Origin of the sequence: Haloarcula terrestris (assembly GCF_031624315.1) — an archaeon.
In the GTDB taxonomy this organism is placed as follows: domain Archaea; phylum Halobacteriota; class Halobacteria; order Halobacteriales; family Haloarculaceae; genus Haloarcula; species Haloarcula terrestris.
Map to the genome: position 1 here is coordinate 420,424 of NZ_JAMQOM010000001.1, position 14,051 is coordinate 434,474.

Annotated in this window: 10 protein-coding genes; 7 read left to right on the plus strand and 3 right to left on the minus strand. The window is 63.5% G+C overall.

Going from position 1 to position 14,051, the window contains the following annotated elements:
- Nucleotides 1-139: 139 nt before the first annotated feature.
- The 6 genes from NDI54_RS02315 (at nucleotide 140) to NDI54_RS02340 (ending at nucleotide 6,192) form a co-directional block, all read left to right on the plus strand.
- Nucleotides 140-1,468, plus strand: coding sequence for an ammonium transporter (locus tag NDI54_RS02315; RefSeq protein ID WP_310894868.1), 1,329 nt, complete (start codon nucleotides 140-142; stop codon nucleotides 1,466-1,468).
- Nucleotides 1,461-1,823, plus strand: coding sequence for a P-II family nitrogen regulator (locus NDI54_RS02320; RefSeq protein ID WP_310894869.1), 363 nt, complete (start codon nucleotides 1,461-1,463; stop codon nucleotides 1,821-1,823). Before NDI54_RS02315 ends, NDI54_RS02320 begins: the two co-directional genes overlap by 8 nt.
- Before the next feature lie 9 nt (nucleotides 1,824-1,832).
- Nucleotides 1,833-2,291 (plus strand): HTH-type transcriptional regulator Lrp, encoded by a 459-nt coding sequence (lrp, locus tag NDI54_RS02325; protein WP_310894870.1) that lies wholly within the window; start codon nucleotides 1,833-1,835, stop codon nucleotides 2,289-2,291.
- 233 nt (nucleotides 2,292-2,524) lie between these two features.
- Nucleotides 2,525-3,883 (plus strand): ABC transporter substrate-binding protein, encoded by a 1,359-nt coding sequence (locus NDI54_RS02330; RefSeq protein WP_310894871.1) that lies wholly within the window; start codon nucleotides 2,525-2,527, stop codon nucleotides 3,881-3,883.
- A gap of 141 nt (nucleotides 3,884-4,024) precedes the next feature.
- Nucleotides 4,025-4,669, plus strand: coding sequence for a chemotaxis protein CheC (locus NDI54_RS02335; RefSeq protein WP_310894872.1), 645 nt, complete (start codon nucleotides 4,025-4,027; stop codon nucleotides 4,667-4,669).
- Nucleotides 4,670-4,836: 167 nt separating this feature from the next.
- Nucleotides 4,837-6,192 carry a substrate-binding protein gene (locus tag NDI54_RS02340; RefSeq protein WP_310894873.1) on the plus strand — a complete coding sequence of 452 codons (1,356 nt, stop codon included), beginning with the start codon at nucleotides 4,837-4,839 and terminating at the stop codon, nucleotides 6,190-6,192.
- A gap of 273 nt (nucleotides 6,193-6,465) precedes the next feature.
- Here NDI54_RS02340 and NDI54_RS02345 read toward each other — a convergent pair whose 3' ends face one another.
- The 3 genes from NDI54_RS02345 to nasA form a co-directional block, all read right to left on the minus strand.
- Complete coding sequence (locus tag NDI54_RS02345; RefSeq protein WP_310894874.1) at nucleotides 6,466-8,232, minus strand: nitrite/sulfite reductase; 1,767 nt, start codon at nucleotides 8,230-8,232, stop codon at nucleotides 6,466-6,468.
- A 477-nt stretch (nucleotides 8,233-8,709) separates the two neighbouring features.
- Nucleotides 8,710-10,032 carry an MFS transporter gene (locus tag NDI54_RS02350; RefSeq protein ID WP_310894875.1) on the minus strand — a complete coding sequence of 441 codons (1,323 nt, stop codon included), beginning with the start codon at nucleotides 10,030-10,032 and terminating at the stop codon, nucleotides 8,710-8,712.
- Between the two features lie 397 nt (nucleotides 10,033-10,429).
- Complete coding sequence (gene nasA, locus NDI54_RS02355) at nucleotides 10,430-12,490, minus strand: assimilatory nitrate reductase NasA (RefSeq protein ID WP_310894876.1); 2,061 nt, start codon at nucleotides 12,488-12,490, stop codon at nucleotides 10,430-10,432.
- A 222-nt stretch (nucleotides 12,491-12,712) separates the two neighbouring features.
- On the opposite strand from nasA, the gene hemL reads away from it, so the two are divergent.
- Nucleotides 12,713-14,050 carry a glutamate-1-semialdehyde 2,1-aminomutase gene (gene hemL / locus NDI54_RS02360; RefSeq protein ID WP_310894877.1) on the plus strand — a complete coding sequence of 446 codons (1,338 nt, stop codon included), beginning with the start codon at nucleotides 12,713-12,715 and terminating at the stop codon, nucleotides 14,048-14,050.
- Nucleotide 14,051: the final 1 nt, after the last annotated feature.

Consider the following 14,051-nt stretch of genomic DNA (forward strand, 5'->3'; position numbering starts at 1 on the left):
CGGTTTCATAAAGGCAAACCTTATGTAGTGGTGTTACCAGAGGGTCTCCCGTGAAAGAGTTGAAGAAGTTGAGCCAAAGTGGGGCAAAGTTGGACATCCAAACGCCAGAGACTGAGAAAACGAAACAGGTGAACTAGAAATGAGCTACACTGCACTACAAGTCGACCCGGCTGTGCTCGCAGAGGGGGTTAACCTGCTGTGGGTACTGGTGGTATCGTTCCTCATCTTCTTCATGCACGCGGGCTTTGCCATGCTCGAGGCGGGCCAGGTGCGCTCGAAGAACGTCGCGAACCAGCTGACGAAGAACCTCTTGACCTGGTCGGTCGGAGTGGTGGTGTTTTTCCTCATCGGCTCCGGCATCTCGTCGCTCGTCGGAACCGGCTCCTTCGCGCCGGCGTTCGGCGCTGAGGCCGCGAACGACTACGTCGGCTGGCTGTTCGGCGCCGTCTTCGCGATGACGGCGGCGACCATCGTCTCCGGGGCGGTGGCCGGCCGCGCCAAGCTCCGTGCGTACATCACGTACACGTTCCTGCTGGCCGCGGTCATCTACCCCGTCGTCACCGGGCTGACGTGGGCCGGCGCCCACATCAGCATCGGCGGCGTGGTCTTCAAGGACTTCGCCGGCGGGATGATTGTCCACGGCATGGGCGGCATCGCCGGCCTCACCGCCGCCTACGTGCTCGGCCCACGCATGGGTCGGTACAACGAGGACGGCTCCGCAAACGTCATTCCGGGCCACTCGATGACCTTCGCCGTGCTGGGGACGCTCATCCTGGCCTTTGGCTGGTACGGCTTCAACGTCGGGACCGCAGCGAGCGTCTTCGTCGTCGAGGACGGCGCCCTCGCCCTCGGTGCCTTCGCGACGGTCGGTCGCGTCGCAATGACGACCACCATCGCGATGGCGATGGGTGCAATCGGTGCCGCAACGGTTGCATGGGCGAAGACTGGAAAGGTCGATACGCTGTACGTCGCAAACGGGCTGCTCGCCGGACTGGTCGGCATCACGGCGATCCCCGACACCACGACCTGGTGGGGTGCACTCCTGGTCGGTGCCCTCGCTGGCGCACAGCTCCCGCTCGTGTTCAGCTTCATGGAGAACCGCATGAAAATCGACGATGTCTGTGCTGTGTTCCCGGTCCACGGCAGTGCCGGTGTGCTGGGCACCATCATGTACCCGCTCGTCGCAACGTCCGGCACCGTCGGCTCCATCGGTAGCGCCCTCGCAGTGCAGGTAGTCGGTGTCGCCATCATCGCAGGCTGGACGATTGTGACCACTGGCCTCATCTGGTACGCCCTCAAGGCAGCCGGCCAGGCCCGCGTCACGCCCGAACACGAGCAGGAAGGGCTGGATGTCAGCGAGCACGGCGTCGAGACCTACCCCGAGTTCGGTGGTGGCGAGAGCGTCGTTGCCGACGGTGGTAAAGTGAGCACGAACGTACGGACTGACGGAGGCTCCCAAGATGACTGAGAACGACGAATCCGAAATCAAGATGATAGTGGCAATGGTTCGACCTGACAAACTGGGCGACGTGAAGAAGGCGCTGGCGGAGGTCGGCGCGCCGTCGCTGACAGTGACGAACGTCTCCGGCCGCGGCTCACAGCCCGCCAAGAAGGGGCAGTGGCGCGGCGAGGAGTACGTCGTCGACCTGCACCAGAAGGTCAAAGTCGAGACAGTGGTCGCGGACATCCCCGCAGAGGATGTCGTCGAGGCCATCGCCGACGGCGCCCACACCGGCGAGAAAGGCGACGGCAAGATATTCGTCCTGCCCGTGGACAACGCCTATCAGGTCCGGACCGGCAAAGAAGGACCCGAGGCAGTCTAAGCGGACGAAATGGTCGATGATACCGACAGACAGGTAGTGAACGCACTGCTCCAGGACGGCCGAGCCAGCGCCCGTGATGTCGCCGCCGCGACCGGTATCGCGGCGACCACGGTGTCGCGCCGGATGGACGACCTGGAGGCGACCGGTGTGATCGACGAATACACCGTCGACATCGATTACGGAGCGCTGGGCTATGATGTGACCGCTGTGTTCCAGCTCTCCGTCGAGGGCGACGGGCTCGGACGGGTGGTGGACCAGCTACGAAAGCGACGCGAAATGATCGCGGTCTACGAGGTGACCGGCGACCACGACATCGTGGCCGTCGGGAAGTTCACCGACACGGAGTCGATGAACGAGCGCATAAAGACGCTGCTGACCGACGAGGACATCCGATCCGCCTCCACGTCGGTCGTGCTGAATACGGTGTGTGAACACGAGCAGTTCCCGGTCGACGGAACTGACGCCTGATACTGTTGGCTGTAACTATTTCAAGAGATTCGCGGTGGCGAATTTCGTTACAGACTTACAGCCGACAGTATGCGGGAGCCGCTCGATTCTGTTCTTCGCTCCAATTTCGGCCCGACTGTGTATCGGCTTGGGACCCAGGAGTGACACGGTCGTGGTCCTGTTTTCGAACCGATATCAAACGACGGACCCAGGACGGAAGGGTTAATAATGAACATAGTAGTGCATTATTTATAATGGATTGGAGCGGTGAAAGGTCGACAGTGACGAGGCGGGAGGTACTGCGCGTCGCCGGTGCAGGTTCTATCGCTGGGCTTGCCGGGTGTAGTGGGGGCAGCAGTCGAACGACGCCGACCAGCACCGCCACACAGTACGCGAATCAGCCGGTCGGAGCGGACCGGGTGACGTTTGGCTTCACGCTGCCGCAGTCGGGACCGTTCTCGCCGGTCGGGGATCCCCAACAGCGCGGGTTCAAACTAGCCGTCAAGCACCTCAACGGAGGGGGCGCCTGGGTCGGAACGGAGGAGTGGGCGGCGCTGTCGGGCGACGGACTCCTCGGCCGGACGGTCGAGAGTGCCGTGGCCGACACCGGATCCAGTGCGGAGACCGCCCGGTCCGCCGCCGAACGGCTCATTGACCAGGACGGGGCCGTCATGATCGCTGGCGGCGGTTCGACGAACACGGGGCGGGCGCTGCTCGATTACTGTCCGAGCCGCGGCGTCGTTCACATGCTCGGGTTCGCGCCCGGGACGAGCAGCACCGGGAGCGACTGCTCGCGGTACGGCTTCCAGGAGATGCACAACAGCCGGATGGCAGCGGACGCACTCGCCCCGGTAGTCACCGAGCGGTTCGGCAAGGATATCTCGTATTACCAGCTCCACGCCGACACCGACTTCGGCGTCACGCAGGCCGAACAGTTCGACCGCCGCCTCGAATCGGCGGGCTGGAACGGCATGGGAAGCGCGGAAACACGGGTCGGGACGAAGGACTTCAGGCCGCAGTTGAAGGAGGCCACCACCGCCGATTCCGACGTGGTCGTGCTCTCGTATCACGGCCGGGATGCGGCCACCGTGCTAGACCAGGCGACCGAGGAGCTATCCGAGGAGACGGGCATCGTCATGCCCATCGTCACCCGGGAACTGGCGCGGTCGGCCGGCGCGAGCATGACCGGCGTCGTCGGGACGATCCCGTGGGACCATCGCGTCGATGCGCCGCTCTCAGCGGCGTTTACTGACGCGTTCGAGAACGCGTACGTCGGCGACCAGATACGGCTGCCGTCGGGCCAGGCGCGACTGGCCTACGCACAGACGCTCCAGTATGCCGCGGCTGTCGAGCGGGCCGGCACGTTCGAACCGCCGGCCGTCATCCGCGAACTCGAAGACACCACCTACCAGGCCGGGCTCGGCGAGGCGACGCTGCGGGCCTGTGACCACCAGTCGATCAGACCGGTGCCCGTCGTCGAAGGCCCCCAGGAAGGCCCGGCGGTCCTCGATCTCGTTCAGGTCTCGTCGGATGTCTCGTACGGCTGTTCGGAGGCTCCGGCGAACGAGTGTACGGACCTGGGACCGTACGAGCCCGAAACGACGGATAGCTAATACGGATTGTTGGAGCACTGTACCGGTATGTGTCGAAACCGGGGTCGGCACGATTCAGATACGATCTACAACAATCCGTATAAGGGCCGACGGACGCGGTCCCAGCGGTGGCGTTAAGCCGCTTGCGACGCTCCAGAGGGTATGGGCCTGAAAGTGGACGTGCGGAAGCTGGATCTTTTCAACCAGATGGCAAAGGAGGGGTCGGGCACGGTCGCGGAGAACCTCGGTCAGTTGACCGGGCTGGACGCGACAGTTCGGACCTCACAGATCAATTTTCTCGACATCGAGGATGTCAAAACGCACATCGGCCACGACAAAGGGGTCGGCATCTACGTCGAGCTGAACGAGCCGCCCTACGGCTACGTCCTGTTCCTGCTCGAACCGGCCGACAGCAAGAAGATGGCCAGTGCGATGATGGGCGGCATGGGCGAACCGAGCGAGGGCGATGGGTTCTCCGATATGGAGCGGTCGGCGATGCAGGAGATCGGCAACATCATGACCTCCGCGTTCATCGACGGGTGGGCCAACGTGTTGGAAACGACCATCGACATGGGGACGCCGAACTTCGTCTACGGGCCGGCCGACGGCATCATCGACGAGATGGGTGGCTGGCCGGACTCGGATCTGGTGTTCGTCGTCGACTCGCGTATCACCGTCGCCGACGGCGATCTCGGGATGACCGTCTACACGTTCCCCGAACTGGAGGATCTCGTCGCACTCATCCAGGACATCGACCTCGACACTGACGTGGCAGCGGACACCGAAGCCGACAACATTTTAGACTGAGATCGACACGCCGACCTGTCCCCTGTTCTCCGAGCGGTCGAAACGTGTGTACTCATCGACCTGACAGTCACAGGTTCGCCGTGACCCGGTGGCAACAGAATCCATACTTATTGATTACCTATGTGATTGAAAAAGTATTATATATAACTATAATCAAAACGAATGGTATGCGATTGGAAAGCGGGGGCGAAACGGTGGATAGACGGTCCGTGTTACAGGTCGCCGGTGGGGTCGGTACCCTGGGACTGGCCGGGCTAGCGGGGTGTCAGGGCGGGGGTTCAAGAACTGAAAACACGCCGGAGCACCCACCGCTCGGCAACTATCCGGTCGACGGCGACACGGTCACGCTCGGTTTCAACGTGCCACAGTCGGGACCCTACGCCGCCGAAGGGCGCGACGAACTCCGGGGGTATGAACTGGCGGTCAGCCACCTCAACGAGGGCGGCGGCTGGGTCGGACAGGGCTCTTTCGACATGCTCAGCGGTGACGGCATACTCGGGAAGACTGTCGAGTCCATCACCATGGACACGAAGACGAAACCGGAGGTCGCAACGGCCAACGCCGAGGAGATGATCGAGCAGGACGACGTTGTCATGTTCTCCGGGGGCTCGTCCAGTTCCGTCGCCATCGCCCAACAGGAGGTCGCTCAGGCCGAAAAGGTCCCGTACATGTGCTGTCTGACCCACTCGAACGATACGACGGGGGCGGACTGTGTCCGCTACAGCTTTCGGGAGATGTTCAACGCGTACATGACTGCGCAAGCGCTGCGTCCGGTGCTCACGGAACGGTTCGGCCAAGACACCCAGTACGTCCAGATCTATGCGGACTACACCTGGGGCGAGACCATGGAGGCATCCATCCGTGATTTCTTCACCGCAAACGGCTGGATCGAACTCACGAGCATCGCGACGCGTCTCGGGACGACGGACTACGAGGTGCCGCTCGAGCAGGCCCGGGACGCCGGTGCGGAGGTGGTCTTCCTCAACCACTACGGACTCGACGCCGCAAACTCACTGACAACGGCCCAGGAGATTCTGCCCGACGAGGTGGAGATCGTCGTGCCGCTGTACAACCGTATCGTGGCACGGAACGCCTCGAAGGCGCTCGATGGCGTCGTCGGAACGGTCGCGTGGGACACCAGCATCTCGTCGGACCGCTCCAACGACTTCAAGAACGCCTTCACCGCCGAGTACGGGAACGAACAACAGCCCTCCGGCGTGGCCCATCTAGCCTACGCACAGACGCTTCAGTACGCCGCCGCCGTCGAGCGTGCCGGCACCTTCTACCCGCCGACAGTTATCCGGGAACTCGAAGACCACGACTACTCGGTCGGGCTGGGCAGCCAGACGATGCGGGCCTGTGACCATCAGGCCCAGCGCGGCGTCCCCGTGGTCGAAGGACTGCCCGAATCCGAGCAGTCGCGTGGCCGTTTTTATGACCTGCTCAACGTTACTAACGCGGTCGGGTACGAGTGTGACAGTGGGCCAGCGACAGAGTGCGATCTCGGGGCGTACGGCGATTAAACCACTGGTAGACAAGGCCCGAACAAGGGGCGAAAACGAGCCACAGAGAACCGAACGGGGCCATAGACACGAGCAGGCCCCAGCTGTCAGAGGCAGACGGACACGCCCCGAAGGGGGCGAGTCACGTCGCAGAATCCGGCCGTTCGGGGCCGGGACCGCGTTACTCCAGTAGTTCCGGTGCCGCGTCGTATGCCACCTCCTGAGCCGCGGATTCCAGTCGGGCCACCGGGTCGACCCCGTCGTGGCTGGGTAGGTTGTCCGTTTCCGCCATGGTTAGTCGTCCGCCGAGATCGGCTGGCCCTCGGCGTCGGTCGGGGCCGGGCTGTCGCCTTCGTCGAAGGGGTACCACGACTGTTTGCCGTCGGTCAGACACGGATCGGTGTACCCCTCGACCTCGTGGGGTTCAGCCAGTTCGACGATAGTCTCGTGGCCGGTGGCGTCGACCCACTCCCGGAAGGTCTGGCCCTCGGAGCGGAGCGCGGCGTAGGCTTCAACGATGTTGGCGATCATGCCGGGCGCTTCGTCGGCGGGCACGCGCTGGCGGACCCACTCGATGAACGACGGATTCTCGCCGATGCCGCCGCCGACGCCCACGTCGACGGCTTCGACCATCTCGCCGTCCTTGCGGGCGCGCATCCCCTGCAGGCCGATGTCGGCCGTCATCGCCTGTCCGCAGTCGGCCGTACACCCCGAGAAATGCATCTTGATGCGGTCCACGTCGTCGGGCACCTCGACGTTGTCGCCGAGCCAGCGCAGCATGCGGGCCATGCGCGCCTTCGTCTCAGTGAGCGCCAGCGAGCAGAACTCCGTGCCGGTACAGGCCATCGCGCCCTGCACGAACGGGTTCGGCTCCGGAGAGTGTTTCTCCAGCAGCGGCTCGTTGAGGAGATTCGAGAGGTTCCCGTCGGGAACGTCCATGATAAGCGGGTTCTGTCGACGGGTCAGTCGCACCTCGCCGGAGCCGTAGGCGTCGGCGAGGTCAGCCAGTTCGATGGCGTCCTCGGCCGAGAGGCGGCCGACGGGTACCGAGAGGCCGACGTAGTTCTTGTCGTCTTTCTGGTCGTAGACGCCGACGTGGTCGTGGGCACCGTATTCGGTGCGCTTGCCGGCGTTGTACGTGTACTCCCCGCGGAAGTCGGTACCGGCGGTTTCGAGTTCGAAGTCCAGGCGTTCGTCCAGTTCCTCGCGGATGGCGTCGGTGCCGTGCTCGTCGACGAAAAAGCGGGCACGGTTCTTCGAGCGGTTCTGGCGGTTGCCCGCTTCGTGGTAGTATTCGACGAATTCCCGGACCGTTTCGACGGCGTGTTCGGGCTGAATAAACAGATCGAGCGGGCGTGCCTCTCGCGGCTCGCGGCCGCCGAGACCGCCGCCGACACAGACGTTGAACCCCTCGACTTCCTCGCCATCGATGATCTTGCGGGCCGGCTCCAGCCCGATGTCGTTGATGCTGTCCTGAGCACACCCCTGCCGGCAGCCGGACACCGAGATGTTGAACTTCCGGGGCATGTTCGACAGGTCGTTGTCGTCCCGGATGGTCTCCTGAATCTCGTCGAGAATCGGGCGGGACTCGACGAACTCCTCTGCCTTGCCGGCGACCGGACAGCCGGAGATGTTCCGCATCGTGTCCCCGCCCGCCGAGCGCGAGGAGACGCCGACGGCTTCGAGCTTCTCCCAAATCTCCGGAATGTCTTCGAGTTTGAGCCAGTGGAGTTGGATAGACTGCCGCGTCGTGAGGTCGATCCAGCCGTTGCCGAACTCGGGGTTCTCGGCCGGCCCCTTCGCGTAGTCGCGGGCGACCTCGCCGATAGCCCGGAGTTGGTCGGGTCTGAGGACCCCACCGCAGTTAGTCAGCCGCATCATGAAATACGACTCCTGGCCGCCACGGTGGTGGAACACACCCCAGAATTTGAACCGCGAGAACCATTTCTCGCGCTCGTCTTCGGGAATGGACTCCCACCCCTTCTCGGCGAACTCCTCTAATTTCTCTCGTACTTCGTCACCGTACAACTCCTCCTTGTATTCCTCTTTCTTATGTACCATCGTCAGTCACCCTCAGTTTTTGATGAATGTGATGTTTTCTCGAACATATTTTCCCGAACGTCCGCTAATTCACGTCTAAACACTTGCTCCGATTGCTTATAACCCTAATCGTTGAAAAAAAGAAGAACAGAGCGAGGCAGCACAACACCCGTCCAGAATTATACCGTCTGGGAGGTGTTTAAGGAGGTTATATATCGAAGTCAGTTACAGATATAAATCGCAAGACAGCGCTGGGATAGGCAGCAGACACTGGGGTCACGATCTAGCTAAACCGAGCTACCGCGATCCGACCGACCCGGACTGCGTCTGTGGATTCGTAGTGTCAGTTGCGCGTGCCGGACCGGCGTCAGGTGCCGGATAGAGGGCGAATCGAACCGCGGCGTCAGCGGGCACATCGCCGAGCGCAGCCCGCTGGTCCTGGCGGCAGTTGACGGTGATTTCCCCCACGGCGGGGGCGAAACAGGTAAAAGGGGCGTCTCAGTCGTCGCCGGCGGCGGCAGCGGGGCTTTCCTCCGTGCGACCGGTGAACCCGGCCGTGTTGGCAACCTTCGCAATCTCGGGCTGGAACACCCATGCGGACAGCAACACAATCGGAATCATGGTGACAGCGGCCACAGAGTACCCCAGGTGGAGGTTCGCCAGCCACGGCGCGGAGTAAAACAGCGGGTAGACGATCCCGCCGACGGTGCCGACGCCGCCGACGACGCCCGCAACCGACCCGGAGCTATCGGGGAACATCGCCGGTACCTGAGCGAAGATCGCGCCCTCAGCCCACGCACAGCCCGTGCCCACGAGGAAGCCGATGACGACAGCGTTCAGCAGGACCCCGGAGAGTCCGGCCAGCGTCATGCCGAACATCATCACGACGATGAAACAGAGTCCGAGGAACGTCCACTGCTCGCGGTACTGGCCCTTGAAGAACGGCAGAATGTTCTTTTCCTTGCGCGCCAGCAGGTCGCTGCCGTAGCCGCCGAACGGCCGGAGCAGTCCCGCCGCAATCGAGAACGTCGCCGCGAAGGTGCTCGCGATGACGAGGTTGTCCTGGTTGAACGCTTCGCGGTAGTAGGTAGCGAGCCACCCGTTCATCGACAGTTCGAGGCCGAAGGACATGATGTACGCAGCCGCAAGGACGACCGTCCCGTACCGCGTGGCCGTGTGCACCCAATCCTTGAAGCTGGTGTCTTCCTTGGTCGCCTGGCGTTTCTCCTCGGACTTCGCGGCCTCGCCGAGCGTGTAGTAGGCGATTGCGAGGAAAATCGAGACGATGCCAGTGTAGAAGAACGCGGCCCGCCAGTTCGTCGAGAACAGCGGTCCGTTCCAGCCGGAGCCAAACACTCGTGGGAGGATCAGCGCCCCGCCGGCGGCACCGGCGTTCCCGACACCGGCGTAGATCCCCTCTGCCAGGCCGAGGTTCTCCTCTTCGAACCATTCGGCGACGTGCTGGATGCCGATGACGAACGTGATGCCGGCCGTCGCCACGATGAGGCGCAGTACGAAGAACACGGAGTAGTCCTGTGCGAAGGCACTTCCTATCGAGAACACGCCGACGTAGGCCAACACGATGGCGAAAATAGCCGGCGCGCCGAACTTATCCGAGAGCCAGCCAGTGAGCATCCGGCCGAACGGAGCCATCCAGATGGCCGAACTCGCCAGGATACCGATTTCCGCGGTCGAGAGCCCGAACTCCTCGGCCATCGGGCCGGTAAACGGCGCGAAGGAAAACCATATGAGAAACGAGAAATTGAACCCGATAGTCGCCAGCAGCAGCGTCCGGTACTTCGTCATCTTGATCAGTCCCATGCCGACACCTCCGTTGCGGACTGACTATCATATACATTCATTAGCGAGTGATTGTCCACCAATCCGATTTTATTTTGGATGTGTGACCACATCAGTACATGAAAGGCGAATGTCCCAGCAGTTAATAACAATAACCCTTTACAGAATGGGAATTATACTGCCGCTGGATGGATAGTCGGCCAATATACCATCGGATATTCTCTCCTTAAGGACATTGAACGGTCGCTTGTAGCCACTATAATTAGACGTATATTTGTATAGTATCCGTCATTGAAACATACGTTTCGCGTGGAACCGGTGTGGGAGAGACAAAGCGGGACAGAAACGTAAGCAACAATGCTGATTCATCCGTTCACAGAGCGATCAGCGGCGGGACGGAAACAACCGAAGGCCGCTCTCAGTCGGCCGTGGCCGGCGGCAGTTCGGCCTCGGCGGCGACCAGCCGGGCGGCACACTGCTTGAAGTTCGGCTCGTCGGACTGGGGGTCCCGGTCCGAGAGGGTCAGCCGGTTCGTCGCCGGGTGGTGAATCGGGAGCCACACCATCCCCGCAGGAACGCCCTCGTCGCGGTCAATGGCGACCGTCGCGGAGCCGCGGCGGGTTTCGACAGTCAGTTCGCCGTCAGTGACCAGCCCGCTGTGTGCTTCGACTGTCTCGGGGTGGATGCGGGCCACCAGCGTGCCGGCCTCGCCGCCGCGGGACCGGACGCCGGTGTTGTACCCGTCGGCCTCGCGGGCCGTGGTCAGTGTCAGCGGGTAGTCGTCGTCGGTCGGCTCCGGGAGCGATCCCTGGCGGCCGGTCGAGAACTGCGCGCGGCCGGAGGCGGTGGGGAACGACCACGACTCCTCGTCGTAGTAGCGGTAGCCGCCCGAACTGTCCTCGTCGGACGCGGGCCACCTGACGGCGTGTACGTCGTCCAGCCGTTCGTAGGTGATGCCCGAGCAGTCCGCGACCGTGCCCTCGGTGAGCGCGGCGAACTCGTCGAACACGTCCGATGGGTCCGGCGTCGTGCGCTCGAACAGGCCGGGGAACAGCCGCGAGCCGATGGTGGCGATGATGTCCAGATCCGGCCTGACGCCGCTCGGTACGTCAGTCGCCGGTCGGACCCGGGAGATGGTCCGCTCCATGTTCGTCGTCGTGCCCTCGCTTTCCCCCCACGTCGCAGCAGGGAGGACTACGTCGGCGATCTCCGTCGTTTCGGTGTGGAAGGCGTCCTGCACGACGACGAAGGCGTCTTCGAGCGTCTCGCGAACCGAATCAGCTTCCGGCATTCCGGCGACTGGGTTCGTTGCGACGGCCCAGACGGCCTCGGGTTCGTCTTCGAGCATCCCGACTGGACCGGGGCCGGTGTCGTCGGGCAGGCGGTCGACCGGCACGTCCCAGTGGTCGGCGACGAGACGGCGGTGGTCCGGATCCTCGAAGGCCCGCTGACCGGGCCAGGACCCCTTCGAGGAGCAGATGCGGGTCCCCATGGAGTTGGCCTGGCCGGTCAGCGAGAACGGGCCGCCGCCGGGCCGGAGGTTCCCCGTGGCCAGCGTCAGGTCGATGAGCGCCCGGGAGGTCTCGGTCCCCTGGACGTGCTGATTGATGCCCATGCCCCAGTAGATGAGCGCCTGCTGGTCCATCGCGTCGGCCAGCAGGTCCACCTCGGCCAGCTCGACGCCGGCCTCGGCGGCCGCGTCCTCGGCGTCTGGCAGCGTCGCGAGCAGGTCCTGAAAGCCCTCGGTCGCCTCGTCGACGAACTCACGGTCGACCCGGCCCGTCTCGACGATGCGGGCGAGCACGGCCCGGGCCAGCGCGAGGTCCTTCCCGGGGTCGGGTGCGACGTGGTGTTCGGAGTTCTCCGCGGTCTCGGAGCGGACGGGGTCGACGACGATTATTTCGACGCCGTCCTCGTCGGCGGACTGCTGGATCCAGCGGAACATCACGGGGTGGGCGACCGCCGGGTTCGCCCCCCAGACGACGTGGCGGTCGGCGTCGCTGATGTCGGCGTAGGTACACGGCGGCGCGTCGCTGCCGAAGGCCTGGTAGTAGGCGGTGACGGCGCTCGCCATGCACAGCGTCGTGTTGGCGTCGTAGTTTTGCGTGCCGAAGCCGCCGCGAGCGACCTTCCCCAGGGCGTAGGCGGCCTCGTTGGTCTGCTGGCCGCTGCCCAGCACAGCAACGGAGTCGGGGTCCTGCTGATGAACGGCCTGAAGCCCCTCGACGGCGCGGGCCAGCGCCACGTCCCACTGGGTCTGGCGGAGTTCGCCGCCGCTGCGGACCATCGGCCTGGTGAGCCAGTCCCCGTCGGGGTCTTTGCTCTCCCGGAGACCGCGAGCACAGGCCAGTCCCTGATTGACCGGATGCGCGGCATCACCGCGGGCGGTGTCGATACCGTAGCCCACGTCCGCGCCACGATGCATATGTCCACAGCCCACCGCACACCGCATACACGTCGTCGGCACCCAGTCACTCATACTGTCTCACGCGCCGTTCCGACGCCCATCTGTCCACTCTTACATAATATTACAATACGTTCGGCGACCATTCTCGTATCTACGTAGAAGAACACACAATGTATAACAGTAACTCTTTACGAAATCTTTACTTTCGGGACGAGATTCGGACATCCGTCCATCGGCCCGGTCGCGCTATCGGGTAACAACAGTTTCTTTCTGACAGCGGTCGAATCTCTCAGCATGAACCACGAGCAGTCGCGAGCGCTGTACGACCGCGCCCTGTCGGTGCTGCCGGGCGGCGTCAACTCCTCCGTCCGAGCCACACGCCCCTACCCGTTCTTCGTCGAGAAAGGCGACGGCGGCCACGTCATCGACGCCGACGGCAACCGCTACATCGACTTCGTGATGGGCTACGGCCCGCTCCTGCTTGGCCACAGCCTGCCCGAGCAGATCCAGTCAGCGATCCAGCAACACGCCGCCGAGGGACCGATGTACGGCGCGCCCACCGAAGTCGAGGTCGAACTGGCCGAGTTCGTCACCCGCCACGTCCCCAGCGTCGAGATGCTGCGGTTCGTCAACAGCGGCACCGAGGCGACCGTCTCGGCGGTCCGGCTCGCGCGTGGCTACACCGGCCGCGATAAAATCGTCGTCATGCAGGGCGGCTACCACGGCGCACAGGAGTCCACGCTGGTCGAGGGCGAAGGGGACCACACCGCCCCATCCAGTCCCGGCATTCCCGAGAGCTTCGCCGAACACACGCTGACCGTGCCGTTCAACGACGAAGACGCCACCCGCGAGGTATTCGAGGAACACGGCGACGACATCGCCGCGGTCCTCACCGAACCTATCCTCGGGAACTACGGCATCGTCCATCCGGTCGAGGGCTACCACGACACGCTCCGGGAACTGTGTGACGACCACGGCTCGCTGCTGATTTTCGACGAGGTCATCACCGGCTTCCGCGTCGGCGGCCTCCAGTGTGCCCAGGGCGCGTTCGACATCGACCCCGACATCACCACGTTCGGGAAGATCGTCGGCGGCGGCTTCCCGGTCGGGGCTATCGGCGGCAAAAGCGAGATCATCGAGCAGTTCACGCCCGCCGGCGACGTGTTCCAGTCCGGGACGTTCTCGGGCCACCCCGTCACCATGGCGGCCGGGCTTGAGACGTTGCGGTATGCAGCTGAACACGATGTATACGAACACGTCAACGAGCTCGGCGACCGGCTCCGGTCGGGCCTGCAAGACATTCTCCGGGATCAGGCCCCCGAGTACACCGTCGTCGGCCGGGACTCGATGTTCAAGGTCATCTTCACCCGTGACGGTCCCGATTCCCTCGAAGGTCATTGTGAAGCGGGGTGCCGACAGCGGGAATCCTGTCCGCGCTTCGAGTACTGTCCCAAGAACGGGGCCGACGTAAAGCAGGCCGAGACCGAGCGGTGGGAACGCCTGTTCTGGCCCGCGATGAAAGACCAGGGCGTGTTCCTCACGGCGAACCAGTTCGAGTCACAGTTCATCTGTGATGCCCACACAGGTGAAGACATAGAGAATGCGCTCGAAGCGTACAAAGAGGCGATATGAA

What these genes read in the sequence shown, in the direction of transcription:
- hemL (WP_310894877.1), top strand. Translation starts at nt 12,713, where the DNA reads ATGAACCACGAGCAGTCGCGAGCGCTGTACGACCGCGCCCTGTCGGTG.
- NDI54_RS02320 (WP_310894869.1), top strand. Translation starts at nt 1,461, where the DNA reads ATGACTGAGAACGACGAATCCGAAATCAAGATGATAGTGGCAATGGTT.
- lrp (WP_310894870.1), top strand. Translation starts at nt 1,833, where the DNA reads ATGGTCGATGATACCGACAGACAGGTAGTGAACGCACTGCTCCAGGAC.
- NDI54_RS02315 (WP_310894868.1), top strand. Translation starts at nt 140, where the DNA reads ATGAGCTACACTGCACTACAAGTCGACCCGGCTGTGCTCGCAGAGGGG.
- NDI54_RS02335 (WP_310894872.1), top strand. Translation starts at nt 4,025, where the DNA reads ATGGGCCTGAAAGTGGACGTGCGGAAGCTGGATCTTTTCAACCAGATG.
- NDI54_RS02340 (WP_310894873.1), top strand. Translation starts at nt 4,837, where the DNA reads ATGCGATTGGAAAGCGGGGGCGAAACGGTGGATAGACGGTCCGTGTTA.
- NDI54_RS02330 (WP_310894871.1), top strand. Translation starts at nt 2,525, where the DNA reads ATGGATTGGAGCGGTGAAAGGTCGACAGTGACGAGGCGGGAGGTACTG.
- NDI54_RS02345 (WP_310894874.1), bottom strand. Translation starts at nt 8,232, where the DNA reads ATGGTACATAAGAAAGAGGAATACAAGGAGGAGTTGTACGGTGACGAA.
- nasA (WP_310894876.1), bottom strand. Translation starts at nt 12,490, where the DNA reads ATGAGTGACTGGGTGCCGACGACGTGTATGCGGTGTGCGGTGGGCTGT.
- NDI54_RS02350 (WP_310894875.1), bottom strand. Translation starts at nt 10,032, where the DNA reads ATGGGACTGATCAAGATGACGAAGTACCGGACGCTGCTGCTGGCGACT.